General features: G+C 51.1%; 18 protein-coding genes. 12 read left to right on the top strand and 6 right to left on the bottom strand.

The genetic code is table 11. The features are described 5' to 3' along the window. Nucleotides 1-2 precede the first annotated feature (2 nt). Both ACJJIB_RS04755 and ACJJIB_RS04750 read left to right on the top strand, forming a co-directional pair. A complete protein-coding gene (locus ACJJIB_RS04755; protein WP_444888032.1) occupies nt 3-497 on the top strand; it encodes a hypothetical protein in 495 nt (164 codons plus the stop codon). Continuing rightward, nucleotides 475-717, top strand: coding sequence for a hypothetical protein (locus ACJJIB_RS04750; protein ID WP_444888031.1), 243 nt, complete (start codon nt 475-477; stop codon nt 715-717). Before ACJJIB_RS04755 ends, ACJJIB_RS04750 begins: the two co-directional genes overlap by 23 nt. 83 nt (nt 718-800) lie before the next feature. Here the strand turns inward: ACJJIB_RS04750 and yghU are convergent, their stop codons facing one another. Beyond that, the gene (gene yghU / locus ACJJIB_RS04745) at nt 801-1,676 is read right to left on the bottom strand and encodes a glutathione-dependent disulfide-bond oxidoreductase (RefSeq protein WP_444888905.1); all 876 of its coding nucleotides are present in this window, start codon (nt 1,674-1,676) and stop codon (nt 801-803) included. Nucleotides 1,677-2,030: 354 nt separating this feature from the next. Here yghU and rsxA point away from each other — a divergent pair, with 354 nt between their 5' ends. From rsxA to ACJJIB_RS04710, 7 genes are all read left to right on the top strand, one after another. After that, nucleotides 2,031-2,606: an electron transport complex subunit RsxA gene (gene rsxA / locus ACJJIB_RS04740; RefSeq protein ID WP_444883780.1), complete on the top strand. Its 576-nt coding sequence runs from the start codon at nt 2,031-2,033 to the stop codon at nt 2,604-2,606. Between the two features lie 9 nt (nt 2,607-2,615). After that, on the top strand, nt 2,616-3,230 hold the full coding sequence (gene rsxB / locus ACJJIB_RS04735) for an electron transport complex subunit RsxB (RefSeq protein WP_252084588.1): 615 nt from the start codon (nt 2,616-2,618) through the stop codon (nt 3,228-3,230). A gap of 116 nt (nt 3,231-3,346) precedes the next feature. Then, nucleotides 3,347-5,374, top strand: a complete 2,028-nt coding sequence (rsxC, locus tag ACJJIB_RS04730; protein WP_444888904.1) for an electron transport complex subunit RsxC — start codon at nt 3,347-3,349, stop codon at nt 5,372-5,374. Next, entirely contained in the window at nt 5,374-6,426 is a 1,053-nt protein-coding gene (locus ACJJIB_RS04725; protein ID WP_444883778.1) for an RnfABCDGE type electron transport complex subunit D, read from the top strand. Before rsxC ends, ACJJIB_RS04725 begins: the two co-directional genes overlap by 1 nt. Next, nucleotides 6,426-7,130: an electron transport complex subunit RsxG gene (gene rsxG / locus ACJJIB_RS04720; protein WP_252084586.1), complete on the top strand. Its 705-nt coding sequence runs from the start codon at nt 6,426-6,428 to the stop codon at nt 7,128-7,130. The genes ACJJIB_RS04725 and rsxG overlap by 1 nt, the downstream gene beginning before the upstream one ends. After that, entirely contained in the window at nt 7,130-7,843 is a 714-nt protein-coding gene (locus ACJJIB_RS04715; protein WP_444888030.1) for an electron transport complex subunit E, read from the top strand. Before rsxG ends, ACJJIB_RS04715 begins: the two co-directional genes overlap by 1 nt. 354 nt (nt 7,844-8,197) lie before the next feature. Then, nucleotides 8,198-8,908, top strand: a complete 711-nt coding sequence (locus ACJJIB_RS04710; RefSeq protein WP_444888029.1) for a TetR/AcrR family transcriptional regulator — start codon at nt 8,198-8,200, stop codon at nt 8,906-8,908. A 92-nt stretch (nt 8,909-9,000) separates the two neighbouring features. On the opposite strand, the gene ACJJIB_RS04705 is transcribed toward ACJJIB_RS04710, so the two are convergent. After that, entirely contained in the window at nt 9,001-10,161 is a 1,161-nt protein-coding gene (locus tag ACJJIB_RS04705) for an SO2930 family diheme c-type cytochrome (RefSeq protein ID WP_444888028.1), read from the bottom strand. Then, the gene (locus ACJJIB_RS04700) at nt 10,154-11,455 is read right to left on the bottom strand and encodes a parallel beta-helix domain-containing protein (protein ID WP_444883774.1); all 1,302 of its coding nucleotides are present in this window, start codon (nt 11,453-11,455) and stop codon (nt 10,154-10,156) included. The genes ACJJIB_RS04705 and ACJJIB_RS04700 overlap by 8 nt, the downstream gene beginning before the upstream one ends. A 257-nt stretch (nt 11,456-11,712) precedes the next feature. Here ACJJIB_RS04700 and ACJJIB_RS04695 point away from each other — a divergent pair, with 257 nt between their 5' ends. Then, nucleotides 11,713-12,198, top strand: coding sequence for a hypothetical protein (locus ACJJIB_RS04695; RefSeq protein WP_444888027.1), 486 nt, complete (start codon nt 11,713-11,715; stop codon nt 12,196-12,198). A 15-nt stretch (nt 12,199-12,213) separates the two neighbouring features. On the opposite strand, the gene ACJJIB_RS04690 is transcribed toward ACJJIB_RS04695, so the two are convergent. The 3 genes from ACJJIB_RS04690 to ACJJIB_RS04680 all read right to left on the bottom strand — a co-directional run bounded on the left by ACJJIB_RS04690 (nt 12,214) and on the right by ACJJIB_RS04680 (nt 15,368). Next, complete coding sequence (locus ACJJIB_RS04690) at nt 12,214-13,149, bottom strand: alpha/beta hydrolase (protein ID WP_444888026.1); 936 nt, start codon at nt 13,147-13,149, stop codon at nt 12,214-12,216. A 181-nt stretch (nt 13,150-13,330) separates the two neighbouring features. Then, nucleotides 13,331-13,927 carry a Yip1 family protein gene (locus ACJJIB_RS04685; protein ID WP_252084579.1) on the bottom strand — a complete coding sequence of 199 codons (597 nt, stop codon included), beginning with the start codon at nt 13,925-13,927 and terminating at the stop codon, nt 13,331-13,333. A 373-nt stretch (nt 13,928-14,300) separates the two neighbouring features. Then, complete coding sequence (locus tag ACJJIB_RS04680) at nt 14,301-15,368, bottom strand: branched-chain amino acid aminotransferase (RefSeq protein WP_444888025.1); 1,068 nt, start codon at nt 15,366-15,368, stop codon at nt 14,301-14,303. A gap of 586 nt (nt 15,369-15,954) precedes the next feature. On the opposite strand from ACJJIB_RS04680, the gene ACJJIB_RS04675 reads away from it, so the two are divergent. Beyond that, nucleotides 15,955-17,250: a tetratricopeptide repeat protein gene (locus tag ACJJIB_RS04675; RefSeq protein ID WP_252084577.1), complete on the top strand. Its 1,296-nt coding sequence runs from the start codon at nt 15,955-15,957 to the stop codon at nt 17,248-17,250. Nucleotides 17,251-17,416: 166 nt separating this feature from the next. Next, a complete protein-coding gene (locus ACJJIB_RS04670) occupies nt 17,417-18,574 on the top strand; it encodes a hypothetical protein (protein ID WP_444888024.1) in 1,158 nt (385 codons plus the stop codon). The last annotated feature ends 12 nt before the right edge of the window (nt 18,575-18,586 follow it).

Here is an 18,586-nt window from a genome sequence, read left to right as displayed (position 1 = left end):
CGATGGGCAATGGAGAAAAACGCCAGGGAACTGACCAGAATTCCGACCCGACCGCGCAACAGCGCGGGCGGGACGGTTCCGCTGAAGGCAGCGGTAACGGTGATAGTAGCGACACTGGCGGCAGTTTAGAGGAGACTATGGCTCGTGTTGAAGCCACTCTCACTCTTATAACTGCATGGATGGGTAATATTCAGCGCTTATTTCAGCTAGAGCTGGAGAGAACCCTAACAGCCGGGAAAAGGCTGATTATTCTGCAGTTGATGCTGGTACCCCTGGGAACCGCACTACTCGTCAGCCTTTGCGGTGGCATTGGTTTGATTGCCTACTATTTTAGCCAATCGATCTATATCGGTTTCCTCGTATTTGTACTGATACAAATTGCCCTTTTCCTCGGTGTGTTGCTTTATCAGCAAAAGCTGCGCCCTCTGCTGGGATTTGAAGAAACCAAACGGCAGGTAAAAGAGGCCCTACAAGATGTCGCTGAGACAATTAAATAGAGAAATTACACAATGCCGTGTGGACGCTGAAAAACAGCGTCGCAGTGCGCTGCGCTTGTTTGATCAACAGCAAAGGCAAATTAACCAGCAGCTGGGCAAAATTCCTATAGTGGCCATTCTCGGCGTCGCTTTTGCCGCCGGCTTTATTACCGAAAAACTCTGGCAGCTGCCACACACCTCACAAATCATTCAATTCGCACTCTCTATGCGCGCCCTATAAGCTATTTCGCTAAAGCTAAATAAGCAGAGAGACAACCATCTCACCCTGGGCGTGCAATAGAAAAAACTGCCATTCAATACTGCTCAGCTGTCTTTTTGCGCCATTTTGTCCTGGGTTTTTTCATCAAAATCACTGGCGTCATGGCGTTCATGGAGCTGCTTACTGGGATCCCCCCAGGTGCGGTTCACCATACGCCCACGCTGTACCGCCGGTCGCTGTGCAATTTCATCAGACCAGCGCACAAGGTGTTTGTAACTCTCGGTCTGCAGGAATTCCCTGGCATCATAGGCCTCATTACGGATCAGGGCTCCGTACCAGGGCCAGATGGCTATATCTGCAATGGTGTATTCACGCCCAGCGATAAACTGGTGCTTAGCCAGTTGCCGGTCCAATACATCCATCTGCCGCTTTACCTCCATGGCGAAACGATTGATGGGGTACTCCAGTTTCTCGGGCGCATAGGCATAAAAGTGCCCAAAGCCTCCACCGAGATAGGGCGCCGCCCCCATCTGCCAAAACAGCCAATTGAGAGTCTCGGTACGCTGCTCCGGTGTATGCGGCAGAAAGGCGCCAAATTTCTCTCCCAGATACAGAAGAATTGATCCGCTTTCAAAAACCCGAATTGGTGGTGTCGTACTGTGGTCCACCAGGGCCGGGATCTTTGAATTCGGATTGATATCCACAAAACCACTGCCGAATTGCTCGCCCTCAGTGATGCGAATCAAGTGGGCATCGTATTCCGCCCCTTCAACCCCCAGTGCCAGAAGCTCCTCCAGCATAATCGTAGCCTTGGCACCATTGGGGGTTCCCAGGGAGTACAGTTGCATCGGGTGCTTGCCCCGAGGTAATTCTTTATCATGGGTAGCTCCCGCTATGGGGCGGTTAATTTTGGCAAACTGCCCACCACTTTCCGCATCCCACTTCCAAACCTTGGGCGGAGTATAGGGTTGATCCGGCATTACAGAGCTCCAACTGGTGTTACGGGTTAATCCAATAGAGATAAGGGCATACTCCCCGAGAGTAAAGGGTCGCGCCAATAAATCCATGGAAACCTTAAATCGCCACTCGTAAGCATCGCGCAGTAGCCCAGAGGTACCAACTATTCTCAAAGCCAGAACCTAGCTTGGCGCCTTGCAGGGGTCCTCTGCTGCCAGAAGATCCCCGACTGAGTTGAAGGCCCCCCGCGACTCACCCATAATACCGGCCCTGCGCGACATTCGACGGAGCCCCAGGCCCTCTGCCTCTCACCGGGGCACCTCGACTCCGCCAAGGCGCTAGCATCATTTTGTTCCTGGGCTTCAACCGGACCTGATATGACCGAATTTGCAGTCATCCTGCTCAGCACCATCCTGGTCAACAACTATGTGTTGGTGCAGTTTCTTGGGCTGTGTCCCTTTATGGGTGTCTCCAACAAACTGGAGACCGCCGTGGGTATGGCTGGCGCCACCACTTTTGTACTCACACTGGCCTCAATCTGCTCTTACCTGGTGAATACCTATTTGCTTGAGCCCTTTGGCATCGAATACCTGCGCACTATTTCCTTTATTCTGGTGATCGCGGTAGTGGTGCAATTCGCCCGTATGTTTATCGAAAAAACCAGCCCACTGATGTACAAGGTATTGGGCGTTTTTCTGCCGCTAATTACCACGAACTGTGCCGTACTGGGCGTAGCGCTGCAAAACACCATGAAGGCCCACACATTTATACAGTCCACCCTATATGGCTTTGGCGCCGCGGTAGGCTTCTCCTTGGTATTGATTCTTTTTTCCTCCATGCGCGAGCGATTGTTTGCCGCGGATGTACCGCTGCCATTTCGCGGCGCCGCTATTGGCATGGTCACCGCAGGGCTGATGTCCCTGGCATTTATGGGCTTTAGCGGTCTGGTATAGGGTTACGTGATGCTGGACTGGATTTCTGAAATTTCCTCCCCCCTGCTGGTTCTCGGCGGTATGGCTCTGGTGTTTGGCGCCCTGCTGGGATTTGCCGCCATTCGCTTTAAGGTGGAGGGGGACCCTCTGGTAGAGCAGGTCGATGCCCTGCTGCCGCAAACTCAGTGCGGGCAGTGTGGCTATCCCGGTTGCCGTCCCTATGCCGAAGCAATTGTGCATGGAGACGCCATCAACAAATGCCCCCCAGGCGGTCAAGCCACCATCAACGAGCTGGCCAACCTGCTGGATATGGAACCCATGCCCCTGGATGCAGAGCACGGGGTCGAAGATGTAAAAAGAGTGGCCTTTATTCGCGAAGCCGAATGTATTGGCTGCACCAAGTGCATTCAGGCCTGCCCGGTGGATGCCATCGCCGGCGCAGCCAAATATATGCACACCGTAATTGCCGACGAATGCACTGGATGCGATCTCTGCGTAGAGCCCTGCCCCGTGGATTGTATTGATATGGTGCCCGTAGATATGCCGCTACAAGATTGGCATCCACAAAAGCCCGAAGACGGTATCCAGCTGATTGCCACCGACCGTCGCCCGCAGCAAACAGATCAACGGGGAGGTGCAGTTTGAACCCCGAAAATGAAAACCGCACAGCGCTACAGGAAAAAAACCAGCGGCGCGAAGCGGTAGAGGAGCGTCGCGCCGCCCGCGAGGCACAGCTAATCGCCAGCGAAAAGGCGCGGGAACTGCGCCCCAATGATTTCCACGGCGGCGTACATCCACCGGAAAACAAGCAACAGAGTACCGGCGAACCCATTGGCAGCATTCCCCTGTCCGAGGATTTGATTGTGCCTCTGCTGCAACACAGTGGTGCCACTGCATTGCCCCTGGTCAAACTCGGCGATGACGTACTAAAGGGCCAAAAAATTGCCGAGGCGGATGGCCTGATCAGCAGCCCTGTGCACGCCCCTAGTTCCGGTAAAGTCGTGGCCATAGAGCCCTGCGCCGTCCCCCACCCCTCGGGGCTCGCCGAGGACAGTATTGTGATCCGTACCGACGGCGAGGAGCACTGGTGTGAACTGCAACCCTGTGAGGATTACACCCAGCTTTCGCCTGTTGAGCTTCTGGAAAAAATTCGCGACTGCGGCATCGCCGGTATGGGCGGTGCGGGCTTCCCCACCGCGGTAAAGCTCGATCCCCACGGCGGGGCGGAAATCGACACACTGATCATTAACGGGACAGAGTGCGAGCCTTACATTACCGCCGACGATATGCTGATGCGCGAGCGCGCTGAAGAGATTATCGCCGGGATTGGCATCATCTCTTATATCCTTGATGAGCCCGAGCGCGTATTGATCGGGATTGAGGACAATAAGCCGCAGGCCATTGCCGCCATGCGCGAAGCCGCCAGAGATACCCGCTTTGATATCGTGGTGTTCCCCACCAAGTACCCCTCTGGTGGGGAAAAGCAACTTATCCAGATTCTCACCGGCCGCGAAGTACCCAATCAGGGCCTGCCGGCCAATGTCGGCATCGTCTGCCAGAACGTGGGGACGGCCTGGGCCATTTATCGCGCCGTTCGCTTTGGTGAACCGCTAATCAGCCGGGTAACCACGGTTGTGGGACAAGCCCTGGAGCGCCAGCGCAATATCGAAGTGCCCATCGGTACCCCCATTCACCATATTCTCAAACACCACGGTATCCACCGCAATCAGATGCAAAAGGTGATTATCGGCGGCCCCATGATGGGTTACACCATCGACGATGAGCGCGCCCCTGTAGTCAAAACCACCAACTGCCTATTGGTGCCCACCAACCAGGAGTTGCCACCAGCACCGGTAGCCAAGGCTTGTATTCGCTGCGGTTACTGCGCCGAGGCCTGCCCTGCTTCACTGCTGCCACAGCAGCTGTACTGGTATGCACGCGCCGATGAGCGCGAAAAGTTGCAAGCTTATAATCTGTTCGACTGTATCGAATGCGGCGCCTGCTCCTATGTCTGCCCCAGTACCATTCCGCTGGTGCAATATTACCGCGCTGCCAAAGGGGCAATACGCCTGGCGGAGGAGGAGAAAGAAAAGTCCGACCGCGCCCGCGATCGTTTTGAGTTCCGTAAGCTTCGTCTGGAAAAGGCCGAAAAAGAAAAAGAAGCCAAACGTGAGGCACGCCGCAAGGCAGCCGAACTCGCACGCCAACAGCGCGAGCAGAGCCCCGAGTCCGAGGAAGCCAAAGAGAGTAAGCAACAAGCAGATATCGTCGCCGCTGCCCTGGCCCGGGTTAAATCCCGCCAGGAGGATCCCCAGCAGCTGCTCGCCCGTGCCCAGCGCACCTTCTCCAGCGCCGAAAGCCGCGTCGAACGCCTGCGCAATAAGGTGGAGGCCGCAGAAGAAGGCCAACGCGACCAGCTGGCAGCCCAACTCAAGGCTGCCGAGTTAAAACTGCAGGAAGCCGAACACAAGCTCACCCTGGCCAGGCGTCGCGCCGATCGCGATCCCGCCAGAGAGCCCAGTCAGGAAGAGACCAGTGCCGCCGTGCGCGCTATCACTAAGGCGCGTGCCTCGGCAGAAGCTCGCTCTCAAATGAGCGATGCCGAGCGACTCACCGCAGATATCGAGGCCCTGCAGAAGCGTCTTGGCAAAGCCGAGGCAAGGTTGCAAAAAGCCAAAAATGAAAATGATGCCAACCTGGCGGCCTTTGAGACTGCCTTGGAAAAGCTGCAGAAAAAGTTGGAAGACAAGATGCGAGAGCAAAAAGCCGCACAGGATGGTCGCCAGTAATGTCCTTGATGCGAGCCACCTCCCCCCACGCCCGCTCCGGCGATAACACGGCCAAAGTGATGTTGCAGGTAGCGGCCGCCACCGCACCTGGTGTTCTGGCCATGGTGATTTATTTCGGCATCGGCGTGTTGATCAATATTGCCTTCTCTGTAATTACCGCTCTGCTGTGCGAAGCCGCAATCATGAAACTGCGGGACAGGCCCGTGGCTTTCTACCTGCGTGACTACAGTGCCATGGTCACGGCACTCTTACTGGGCATTGCTCTGCCTCCATACTGTGCCTGGTGGTTGCCGGTAGTCGGCAGCGCCGTGGCCATCGTATTGGCTAAACAGCTATATGGCGGCATGGGGTACAACCCTTTCAATCCGGCCATGGTGGGTTATGTGGTATTGCTGATCAGTTTCCCGGTGGATATGACCCGCTGGGTTGGCGCGGCGGATGTGATCGGTGGTGCACCGGATATTGGCGAGGCCATCTCCCTGGTCTTTGGCAGTTACAACGTGGATGGTTTCACCCGTGCCACCCCCCTGGAAATCGTGCGCCTCAACGAGTCAGTGTTGCTGTCACAACTCTACGAGATGGAACCGGTTTTCAGCCAGGGGACTTTTGCCGGGGCAGGCTGGGAAACCATCAGTTTCGGGTTCCTGTTGGGCGGACTTTTTCTATTGTTTCGCGGCATTATCACTTGGCACGCACCAGTAGCCATGCTCGCAACCCTGACCCTGATCTCTCTGTTTTTCTACGACAGCGGCAGCTCTCTTTCCGAAGGCTCACCACTGCTGCACCTGTTCTCCGGCGCTACCATGTTCGGGGCCTTTTTCATCATCACAGATCCGGTCAGTGGCTGTACCAGTAATAAGGGGCGCCTGATCTTTGGCGCCGGTGTTGGACTCTTCACTTATATTATCCGCGCCTGGGGCAGCTACCCGGATGCCGTGGCCTTTGCGGTACTGCTGATGAACTTTGCCGCACCCACCATTGATAATTACACCCTGCCACGCACTTATGGCCACAAGCGGGCGCGTCGCGCTACTGACTTGGAGGAGCACTGATGCTCAAGCAGTCTATGGCCACCAATGCCGTTGTGCTGACCCTGTTTGCCCTGGTCACTGCAGGCACTCTGGCAGTGACCCAGATCACCACCCGAGAGCCCATAGAACGGGCGATACGCGCAGCCTCTGCCAAAGCCCTGCTGGAAATTATTCCTCTGGATCGCCACAGCAATGACCTACTTGTGGACACCTATCCAATTCCCAAGACCTACTGGAATCAACTAGGGCTCTCTCAGGGTGGCGATATCAACTTAGCGCGTGGCAAAGACGGTAAGATTTCAGCGGTCATTGTACCGGCGGTGGCACCAGACGGTTACTCGGGCCCAATCAAAATGCTGGTAGGCGTCAACCGCGATGGCACCATAGCTGGTGTACGGGTCACCAGCCACAGCGAAACGCCGGGCCTTGGTGATAAGGTCGAACTTAAAAAAAGTGATTGGATTCTTCAGTTCGATGGCCTCTCACTGAAAAACCCTCCCTCTAGTGAGTGGAGAGTTCAAAAAGATGGCGGGGTCTTCGACCAATTTACCGGTGCAACGATCACCCCCCGCGCAGTGGTTGCTGAAGTACATCAGGTGCTGGAGTTTGTCGCCAAAAACCATCAGCAAATATTCAGTGCACCGGTGTCCAAGCGAGCCGTTGAGGTGGAAAATCCTGAAGCGGAAAATACTGATGAGGCTCAGCCCAATACGGAGCAGAATTAATGGCGACCCCCGGTTACGCAGAAATTACCCACAACGGACTCTGGAAAAATAACCCCGCCCTAGTTCAGCTTTTGGGGCTCTGCCCCTTATTGGCAGTTACCGGCTCAGTGGTCAACGCTATTGGTCTGGGGCTCGCCACCACTGGTGTACTCACCTGTTCCAACTTGGCAGTCTCCCTAGTACGGAAACAGATGCCCGACACCGTGCGTTTACCCGCTTCGGTGATGATCATCGCCACCTTCGTCACCTGTGTCGAACTCTTGATGAAGGCTTTCACTTATGAGCTCTACCTGGTGCTGGGAATTTTTATTCCATTGATTGTTACCAACTGCGCCATCCTCGGCCGCGCCGATGCCTTCGCCAGTAAAAATCCAGTACTGCCGTCACTGGTCGATGGTTTTATGATGGGGGTTGGCTTTACCGCAGTGCTAATTGCTATCGGCGCCGTGCGGGAAATACTCGGCCAGGGCACTTTGTTTTCGGATATGGATTTGCTATTAGGGCCTATGGCCAAAGACTGGAGCCTAAACTTGCTGGGAAGTAATTATCCCGGTGTGCTGGTGGCGGTGTTACCGCCCGGTGCATTTCTGGTAGCCGGTCTACTGATTGCAGCGAAAAATGCTATTGATACAGGTATTGAACGGCGCCGCAGTCAGCAAATCAGAGTTGTACCTGGCTCCAAACGGGTGCGCGTTACTGGAAAAATCTCTTAAGATTGCCCCAAACAAGCCCTTATTCCCTACGACAATCGTTTAGTGTAGCGAAAGCTATTCGATTGTCGCTGACCCACTTGCCGAGTAATTGTCATATTCCGGTGAGATAAAGACCTAGGGTTGACGCCTAAATCTTTATTTTCTGATTCAATAAAAGCCCCCTATACAAAAGTGCACCATATTGAGGAGATTCACGTAGAAAAACCACAAGTGAAGCCTCTGACTTGTGCAATCTTCGTGTAATCGAATGTAATAGCTTTATTCTCTCTTTTTGAATTCGTTTGGCTAGAATGGCACGACCGAACAGCTTGCTAGAGCGATCGGAGCCAACACAAAAAGAACAGGGATACTGCTATGACTGTAGACAATGGAAAGTCTGATCTGGTCTATCACGGCCGCCGCGCACAGCGTGCCGACAGCCGCCTGCGCCGCAAGGCCATCCTAGAGGCCACCCTGCGACTAATCGTAAAAGAGGGGATTCGCGGTATCCGCCACCGCGCCGTAGCTCGCGAAGCGAATGTACCACTGGCCGCCACTACCTACTATTTTAAAGACCTCAACGATCTGATCAGTGATTCATTCACTTACTTCGTTGAGCAGGGATTGGAAAGCACACGCCAACTTCAAGAAGAAAGTTTCAATGCGGCTCGCAACCTCTCTTCACAAGAGCGCGCATCGAATAGTAGTCACAAACTGTTGGTGCAGCAGCTCACCCGCTTCATCCTCACACATGTGCGCAACCAGGCTGAAGATCGTGACCGCCGCTTGGTTGAGTTGGCCTTCCGCAATGAGGCGCTGCGCAACGAGCAACTGACGCGGGCGGTACGCATGTCAAGCCATGCGAGAGAGTCCCTAATTCAGGAATTCTTCCACTTGCTAGGCGTTGTTGATCCAGAAGCCGCTGCGCAAATCGCTCACGGCACTATTCTCAAGTTGGAATATGAAATTTTGAGTGGCTCCATTGCACTGGATTCTCCATTGCTTGAGCGCACAGTCACCATGATGGTTCGCGGCTTAATTCCTACAACAGCTACCCAAGTTGCCGAGACCGCAGCATACGGCTGAAATATAAAGACTATCTCACAGGTTAGCGGCACGGTGCCCAAACACTGTGCCGCCTTCTTCCTTAAGTGGCCAGCCTGATATCACTCACTGCACTATGAGCAGCTTCCCGACATAGCCGCCACCCACTGGCGTAGTAAGCTCACCCCCTCTTCATGTACCAAACTTCGCCCTAACTCCGGCATCATCGCGCCCGGATCGCTGGACTCTACACGGAAATTCAAAATTGAGTGATCCGGCTCTCCCGGTACTATGGCAAATACCCGTCCTCCACTGCCAGTACCCGCCGCTACTGGTGGTTTACACAGGCCCATCTTGCGCCAGTCTGTTTCACTGTGATGAAGCATCAGCCCCGATGTGTCAGCTGCACCGGCCGGGTTATGACAGTGACCGCAGTTGATATCGAGGTAAGCGCGAGCTCTATCTTCTAGCGATTTTGAAGTATCTGCATAACTAGCCTGGCTTGGTAGTGATATCAGCGCGGGAAGCCCTTTGAGATATCCCACTTTCTGCCAGTGGGATAACTGATTCTCTGTTCCACTAAGATAGGTAAAATCTCGATTTAAGTGTCTTGCTCTCGGGCCGAGTGGAGAAATCTTCTTTCCAGTAAAGTTGTCAGCATGGCAACCGGCGCATTGATTGGCATCGGGCACCACATAAGTAAATTCTGAGACATCCCCAGAGTCGTTCACCAGTTTAAAATGTGTGGTATCACCAGCGATTTCATAAACGGCTTCAGTTTGAGCCGCATTCCAAATATAGGGGATCGCCTGCCAGCCCCTCTGACGCTTTACTAACAGACGGGTCTCAATCAAGCGCACAGCCCGCATATCCAAAGCTTCTCCACTGCGCCCCTCAAGGTAGTCCCGAGTAAAATTATCGGTGCGCAGAACTGTATCACCCTCTCCTCTTGGATAGTAAAAAGTCTTGGTAAGTACCGTGCCCACCGGATACTCAAACTGCTCCTCACCATACTCTGCCGAGGTGCCTGCGGGCATCCACACGGTTCGCAGTTTATGGGCGTAATCGGTAAAAAGCCCAGTATTTAAATCGTACGGCAGCACACCTGTGTTGGGGGTCAAACCGTTATCAATAATATTGACCAGATTCCAGTCACTAAGCCTCTCAGGAATAGCATCTTCGGCAAATAGCTGAACTGGGGCTGGGGCTTGGGCTTTCTCGCAGCCACTAAGGGTAACCATTAATGTTGCAATAAGGAGAAGGAAAGAACTCACCAAATATTTCCACTTATTCATTCCCCCCCTCCAAGACAGCCAAATGATCTCCCGCGCTTTTTTCTTCATCCGGTCGGTCAAATTTCAAAACGACCTCTGGTAGCTTTTTCAGACGGCACTGATGAGCAGAAATATCGGTGGAAATATTCTGATAGTTATTTTGGAAGTCAATATTCAATATGCCCACATCCGTGTTATCGATGCATAGCCGAAGGTGGTCTGGCAGGGCGCCCTCAAACATTTTCTTGCTATCCACAACACCATCCCAAAGTACATCGGGCAAGCTTCCACCTAGTCCAAAACGCGCTAACTTTAGCGCCTTAAGTTCCAAGTGGTCTGGTGATGAACCACCTCCTGCAAAGTGATTGTTATAGATATAAATACCTTCTGGATATGGATCAAAGTCTGCCTGAGTCGACTTATCGCTGTAATAACCCGCAGTAAAGTAGCTACTCACGATAATATTGGCAGTATCATTATCCGCAATCTTGTTATCAAATATCTCAACCTGATCATTGGAATTAATCACGATACCCGATCCTGCAGGAACTGCAGCCACAGGGGTTCCTTCATGCCCAAAGTTTTTTACATTGTTTTTAAATATATCGTTATCATAAATACGCGTACTATGCCCAGGCTGAGGCAAATTTGGCATATTAAAAACCAGAATACCCCCCGTATTATTGGTTGCCACATTACCATACACATCAGCACCGATAGTATTTTCTATTTCGATACCCGCCACATTAAACTCAGCGCGATTGTTTCGCACAATCACATTGCGAGACTGACCGACATAAATGCCAGCATCTGAGGCGCCAATAGCTACTGAACCTTCCACCAAGGTGTTTCGTGTCTGCACCGGATAAATTCCATAGGCACCATTTTCTGTAGATGGACCATTAGTCCACTCAACACGAATATTACGAATAATAATGTTTTGCCCTTCATTAATTTTTAAGGCATCACCCACCGTATCCTCTATTGCCAAGTTTTCTATCGTGAAATCGTTGGCATTGACCAGCAGTCCCTCAGCCCCTTGAATTTGACTCTTAAATGAGAGGATAGATTTATCCATTCCCATACCACGAATAGTGACATCATCAACATTTAGAGAAAGACTACGATCAATCTGAAATTCCCCTTCAGGAACAATAATGACATCACCTGGCTTAGCAGCAATAAGTTGCCTCAACAGTTTTTTCTGAAAATCAACGTCATTAGTTGCAGGATTTGATTGAGGGGCTTTCTTCTCTCCGCAGGCGGAGACTAGTAATAACGTGAGAGCCACCCCGATGTAGGACAAGGTCTTCATGCTTCACCCTTTGTTTGAATTATTGTTTGTAGCTACTACATCTGGCTTTGATAGGTACGAATGTACCAATTAAGTCGCGCAAAAAAACTTGCTAGGCAAGCTTCTGCATACTATCTGACCCCTAGATACCCTTCAAGACACTATTATTATTTGAAAGACTAGAAAACATGCAGGGCTACCAGCTTGGCGCTTCATGCAACCAATTATTGAAAGCACGTTTGCCCGTACCCCACATTCCCTAAGGAATCGCAATCAAGATGGAATTTCGCAAGTTGATTTTAATGCCATTTGCCTTTCTAGGTTTTCAGGTGCTTGCTCAACCGACTTTAAAAATTGAGATTACAACCCCAGAGGGATGGCAGTTTCATACTCAACAGATATTGAGTGAATTAACCCTAAGTAAGGAATCTAAGTCTACATCTGCCCAAACAGCGCCCTCAGAGTACCAGGCAATTCGCTGCGATGGCCCCTGGGGGGCTGTAAAATATACTATCCCCCTATTAAAGGGCCCCGGCATTAAAATCTTATATGGGACAGATAGTCTTTTTCTGCAAGTTATTGAATATTCTGTTGACAGTAAAGAAGGTGCCATTTATTCAATGAGTATTCAATGCATTGATGTCGAGCCCACACAGATAATCAATGCGATCACTGAAATTGAACTCTCTATTGGAAAAGAAGCTTCTGAGCAATTGGAGCTCAGCAATGGCTATATTCTTAAGTACCATTACAAGCCTGGCTGAAGAATTTACAATAATTTAGCTGTTCAGAAATCTACCTATTTTTTCATAAGCTTCTGCACAAATATCTTTGAGCAAATCTTCAACATTTAAAAATCCATGTATAACACCCTCAAAGTGTATATACTCAGCGTGTGCACCAACCGACCTCACCCTCTCAAAGTAAAATTTACCCTCATCACACAAGGGACAGAACTCTGCTGTAATCACCAGAGTTTTTGGCAGCCTTTGAGTAAAATCCATATAAAGTGGAGATGCCGACTTTCTACACTGGCCATCCCGAAAATATTTTTCAAAGAACCAGTAACATTTCTCAGCTTCTAGAAAATATCCTTTCCCATATTTTTGGTAAGATTGACAGCCTGCCGTATAGTCAACACAAGGATAAATAAGAACCTGTTTGTCTATATAAATCCCAGTGTCAAATTGTGCTATATGCGACAAAGTTGCCGATAAAGAACCACCTGCAGAGTCTCCCGCTACTGAGAGTAACTTTTGATAGTCAATCTTGTGTCGGGAAAGGCTCGCCCAAACTCCACGAGCTACAGCGCAAGTATCTTCAATATTGGCTGGATAAGGATTTTCTGGAGCAAGCCGATATTCTGGTGCCACCACAATATGCTGTGTAGCTATCGCCATTTTACGACAAATAGGGTCATAGGCTTTAACACTGTCCAGCATATGACCACCCCCATGCAGATATAAAAGAACCGGTAGTGCCAAGCTCGAATTAGGGTTAAATATCCTCACAGGGACATTGTATCCACTGGTATAGATTTCATCATCTATCACCTGGTCAATGTCCGGGATGTCTGTAACATATTCCTGTATTATCCTTTCCGACCTCTCGCGAGAATCGATAACACTAAAGGCATGACCTTTGGCTGTACGCTCTGATAACAACTCATTGCATACTCTGAGAAATTCAGAGAGGTTCGGATTTACTTTCCTCAAAAGAGACCTCCAAAGAGTAACAGCACCCATAGTGTTTTGTGCAAAAAGGAATATTACAATTGAGTTGAGATAAAATAGATTCAAGACAAACTGATAAATGAAGGGGGTAAGCCAGCCGGCTCAAGTAAAACCGACTGGCAGATAAACACAAAAATTCACAGGTAGTGATCTGTAAAAAAAATCAGTGGAAAACAGGAGCGGACACATAGCTCCAGAACAATACCGTGCCTACCATAATTATTACAGCGATAACCAGGGAAACAGTAATAATTGCACTGGCAAAAAGAAATCCTCGCTCCTCTGAGACACCCATAACAATAGGAATCCCTAGGTAAAGTAGATACACCGCATAAGCTACCGCCACAGTTGCCAACAAAATATCCAACCACAACACCGGATAGATTCCCGCAATACCTGCCAAAAATATTGGAGTCGCTGTAAACCCTGCCACGACTACACCTTTCATCGGGTGCGTTTCTGCACCATAGGTTCTCGCCATCCAGTGAATTAAGTACCCAATTGAGACAACCGCCAACACCATCGTACAATAGAAAACCGCTACCAATTCCAACGCACTCTGGCCGGTTATTCTTACCGGATTCCCATTGCCGATACTCCAACCCACCTGAGTAGTGCCAAAATACCAGGCGATTGCAGGGAATAGTGCCAAAATAATAACGTAGGAGATTTGTCGGCGAAGTTTTTTCTCGGGGAGGCAGCTAATCAACTCCCACTGCTTGCGAGGTTGGAGCATCAGGCCGAACATATGGGTCAACATTCTGTTTTCCTCAGGTTCTAGGGAACTCTGAGTGCGACCTATCTAGTCAAATTGATCTTGGAACTGCCGGTCAATATGAAGGTACTACCAAAAGGCCACCCCAAAAGCTCCAGTGCGTTTCTTCTTGTATCGAGTTACTTGTAGGAGCAACAGTCGTTCAAGTCAACCGTAGAAAAGAGATTGGCGGGAATGCTTACATGCACGTTTCTCGCGGAAACATTTTTAAAGCGTGAGGTGATACCAAACAACCCCAGACTAAAGGGAAAGAGGCAGAAGTAGAGAAAAATCAAATGCTGCCATGCTAATTTCGCTAATTAAAAAAAGTAACCAGCCACCAACCTACAGCCGGTTACTTTTAATAATTTAGCTAAGCTCAGAAGCTCGCAGGTTCAACAGTCTGCATCCAGCCAAAGCGATCCTCTGCCCGCCCCTCTTGAATATCCAGAAGCGCCTGACGTAAAGCTTCGGCCACAGGACCTGGAGCCTGCTGCAGCTCATAGCAATGCTCTGCATCACCAATAACGCTAATAGGGCTGATAATAGCAGCAGTACCGCAGGCAAAAGCCTCTGTACAGCTGCCAGAAGCTATCTGGCTGAGTAATCGATCAACCGGAATGGACTCCTCTACGACCTGATAGCCCAGGCTTTCGGCCAGCTCCAATAGTGAATAACGGGTAATACCCTCCAGGATGGAGCCGGTCAGTGCTGGCGTATGCAATGTCCCTTCAATTACCGCAAAGAAGTTCATGCCAGAGAGTTCATCTACGCTGTTTCGGTCAGACGGATTGAGCCATAGAGACTGATCGTAACCGCGCTCCTTGAGCCGTCCTACGCTCAATAGAGAGGCCGCGTAGTTACCGCCAACCTTGGCATCCCCTGTGCCACCCACTGCGGCGCGTGCATCTTCCCTCTCCACCCAAAGACGCATGCTACCGGAGTGGTAAGCCTCTGAGGGACTGGCAATCACATAGAACTCATAAGAGCTGCTAGCAGATACGGTAAGGTCCGCCTGGGTGCCAATCAGAAACGGCCGCAAGTAGAGAGACTCGCCGCTATTACCGGGTACCAGGTTGGCACAATAGGAAGCAACAGTACGCACGGCATCGAGAAACAGGGATTCTGGCACCGGGGGCATACACAAGCGTTTGGCAGAAAAGGCCATTCGCTCAGCATTTTTCTCGGGACGGAATAGAGCAATACCACCAGCCTGGGTCCGGTAGGCCTTCATTCCTTCAAAACACGATTGAGCGTAGTGCAGTACTTTTGCTGCAGGATCTATCGACAAGGGTGCATAGGGAATCAACTCACCCTGACTCCAAAAACCGTCCTGATAGACTGCACGAAACATTATAGGGGCCATTGCCGTCCCGAAGCCCAGCCTCTCGGGTACTTCATATCCACGCAGGCTTGCGGCCACTTCGGGATCGATATAGATGCTCACCGACACTCTCCTCTCATTCGAATCGGCTGATTATGGCGCCTGCCGGCCAGCAATCCAAATGTAGTGACCACAGACCCCATGGCTTTAGCCGTTTTCACCTAATCAAACCTATTCATATAGGATGAAAATCCAAATACTCCTGTTCTTACCCCTGCAGCGCAAAGCCATCGAGTAGTCACTTAAATTTACTCTAAAAATTTTTGGCACTTACTTGCCGACCTTCGGCACTGCTATTTCTCCCCAGCTGCTAAACCGAAAGAGTGCCCGCAGGCATCCCGGTAACCTATTCACCGGTTGGTTGAAGTCTCCGTCACAATCCCTCTGATGACAGACTGTGCTGGCTATACTGTTTAATACGCAGCCAGGAGCGCAAAAATAAGCCTCCGGATGCGGCTTCTCTGAGCGGCTATGAGTAAAAAAGACGTGCCTTCAGAGTTGTAACAGAACCACATTTCAGGAGAGAGCTTCCACCGTATCTGTCGGTTTTCCGGCGATCGGGCGGAGACGAGATCCACACCCCTGCGTGATGGCTAAGGCCTATTGCACAGCTGTGGGCAAAGTAAACCGGAATGGAAGTGGTTCAATCGTGACACAGATAGATACCTGCAATCGCCTTGCTATCGGCTTGATGTTTACAGCCACAGCACTGCTGTGTAACGGCGCCATTGCCGCAGATGACGCCACTGCGAATCCAGATCCGAAAGGCCCTCCCCAGGCCTTTATTGAAGCCGCCTCCAAACCGCTGAAAAAAAACCGAAGACAACTGCGCCCCTCAGAGGCTGTCGAATATTACCGTGAACGCATTGAAGATCTTGAAGCTGAGTATGGTGCCTATGGTATCGGTATTGATGAGCAGCTGCTGGGCCTGGCCACTGCACTGCAGAAAGCTGGAGCCCATGAGGAAGCCGCCACCGAATTCCGCCGTGCAATGTTAGTTAATAGAGTGAATGAGGGCCTCTATTCCCTCAGTCAGATACCGATGATTGAACGCTTGATAGAAAGCCAGATTGCGTTGAATCAATGGGAAGAAGCCAACGACAACCAACAGTATCTCTACTGGTTGCACGAAAAAAATTACGGTAAAAAAGATCCTCGGATGTTGCCTGTAATCAATAACCTGAGTCGCTGGCACCTACAGTCTTATGTTGAGAAGAAAGGTGAAACTCTGGTCGAGCACCTAATCAACGCCACCAAGCTCTACACCCTCGCAGTCGATATCATCAGCAAAAATTTTGGCTCCAACGATCTGCGTCTTGTGGACGCACTACGCGGGCTGAAAGCAACGAATTACTATCTCGCCAATTACAAAGGAGAGGCCCAGGCGCCGCTCGTCGTCAATACCAGCTTTGGCGGCGGCCCCGATGTAAGTCAGCGCAGTATGGTAGACCACTATCGAATGAAGAGCTTCAATACTGGCAAAAAAGCGATTACCCGAATCGTTGATGTCTACCAGCGTAACCCTCAATCGCCCCCGGCCGCATCTGCAAAAGCAAAAGTCGAGTTGGGCGACTGGTATATGATGTTCAATAAATGGCATTCCGCGCGCCGCACTTATGGAGAGGCTTATAAATCTCTGTGGGACAATGGTGCCTCCAGCGATGAAATTGAGGATATTTTTGGTCGCCCGATCGCACTTCCTGCCCTGCCGATTTTGGAATCGGAAAGCAAAGCCCTGGCCAACTCACATATCACTGTTTCTTACGATGTCACTGCCTTTGGCAAAGCACGCAATATTAAAATCCTCAGAGCCTACCCATCCGATAAAGTACAGATTCGCTCCAAAGTCCGAAACATACTTAAACGCGCCAAATTCCGGCCGCGCTTTGAAGATGGTGAAGCGGTAGCAACACGCGGTATTGTTCAGCGCTTTGTTTTCGATTGAGTGATTCACTGAAAAGACACTGAGTGATGTGTTGTGGAGAGCGCGCAAATAATCAAATAACAACTACTTTTAAATTTCCACACCAGCCATTTTCCGGGCAGCCGGGGAGTCGCAGAATTGATCGCGGCCTCCCGGCATAACGCCAAGCCCTTCTAGGAGAAAAGAGATGACAACTCGGAAAGCGGTACGAAAAAGTCACCGCCAGGGCATTAGCTGGCACACTCTGTTCTCTGTCGTTGTACTGACTACAGTGATTACTGGATGTAAAAGCCAGCAAACCCAATCGCAACCACCGGCGATGCCCTCTTCCAGCTCGCAATCTCAGTCTCAGAGCAGCGCCTCATCAAGCAGCAGTTCTAGCAGTAGTTCACAGAGCTCTAGCCAGTCACAGTCCAGTAGCAGTGGTGGGCAACCCAGTAGTCGTTCTTCGAGCCAACCCAGCGCGAATATGCCAACGGCACAGCGAGAGTCCCAACAAAAGTCCGGCACAGCTTCCAGTGAAAATCAACGTTCCTCCCGTGAACCCTCAGCAGGTGATAGCATGCCGGAGGCAGATTCCCGCAATCGCTCTCCATCATCCCCTGTCTACAGTGATTCACAGCAATCTCCGGATGAAAGACGTACGCCTCCAGATCCCTCTTCTAGCCAGGACGGCACCCCGCCGGATGAGATCGACTTCTCCGAGGAGGAGCAAACAGCTTCGGCTTCAAGTAGCTCCTCATCAAGTAGTTCTTCCTCGAACAGCTCCTCGTCGAGTAGTTCAGCCTCAAATAGCAATGCGTCCACCAACGGTCAACCCAGTAGTGGCTCTACTCGCGCTGGCAGTGCGCCCAATGAAGTTCCCAGCACAGCCGCGGAGAGAGTCGCAGAGCTTGAGGGCCGCTTCGAATCCACTATGGTGAGCTACGACGGTATGATCCTGCGTGAACGGGACTATGTCCGTAACAGGCCTGGTTCCGCTTCAAAAGAGGGCGAGGAAGAGGCAATGGATGAAGCGCCACCTGGAGAATCACTGGAAGATCTCATTGAATCTGCGGAAGCCGAAATCCCCCCTCCACCCGGAAGCGGAGCACCCAGCGGCGGGGGCCCACAGCAAAACAATTCCAGCGGCCAGGTAACAGGCCCCGGTTTACCCACTAAGGGGCGCCAAGGGGAGTACAACCACAGCGGCTCACAGCCTGTGGTGCCTGCAGATATTCCCAGTGGTACCGATGACGATGTAGTGGCAAGACAAATTCGTGAAGCCGCCACACGGGAGACCGATCCTGAATTACGGGAAAAGCTCTGGGAAGAGTATCGAAAATATAAAAATGCGACGAAGTAGTTACAGAGGACG

It is taken from the genome of Microbulbifer mixtoriginis (SeqCode), from assembly GCF_052467705.1.
The sequence above is the reverse complement of the archived record's forward strand: the minus strand, read 5'-3'. Positions and strand labels throughout refer to the sequence as shown.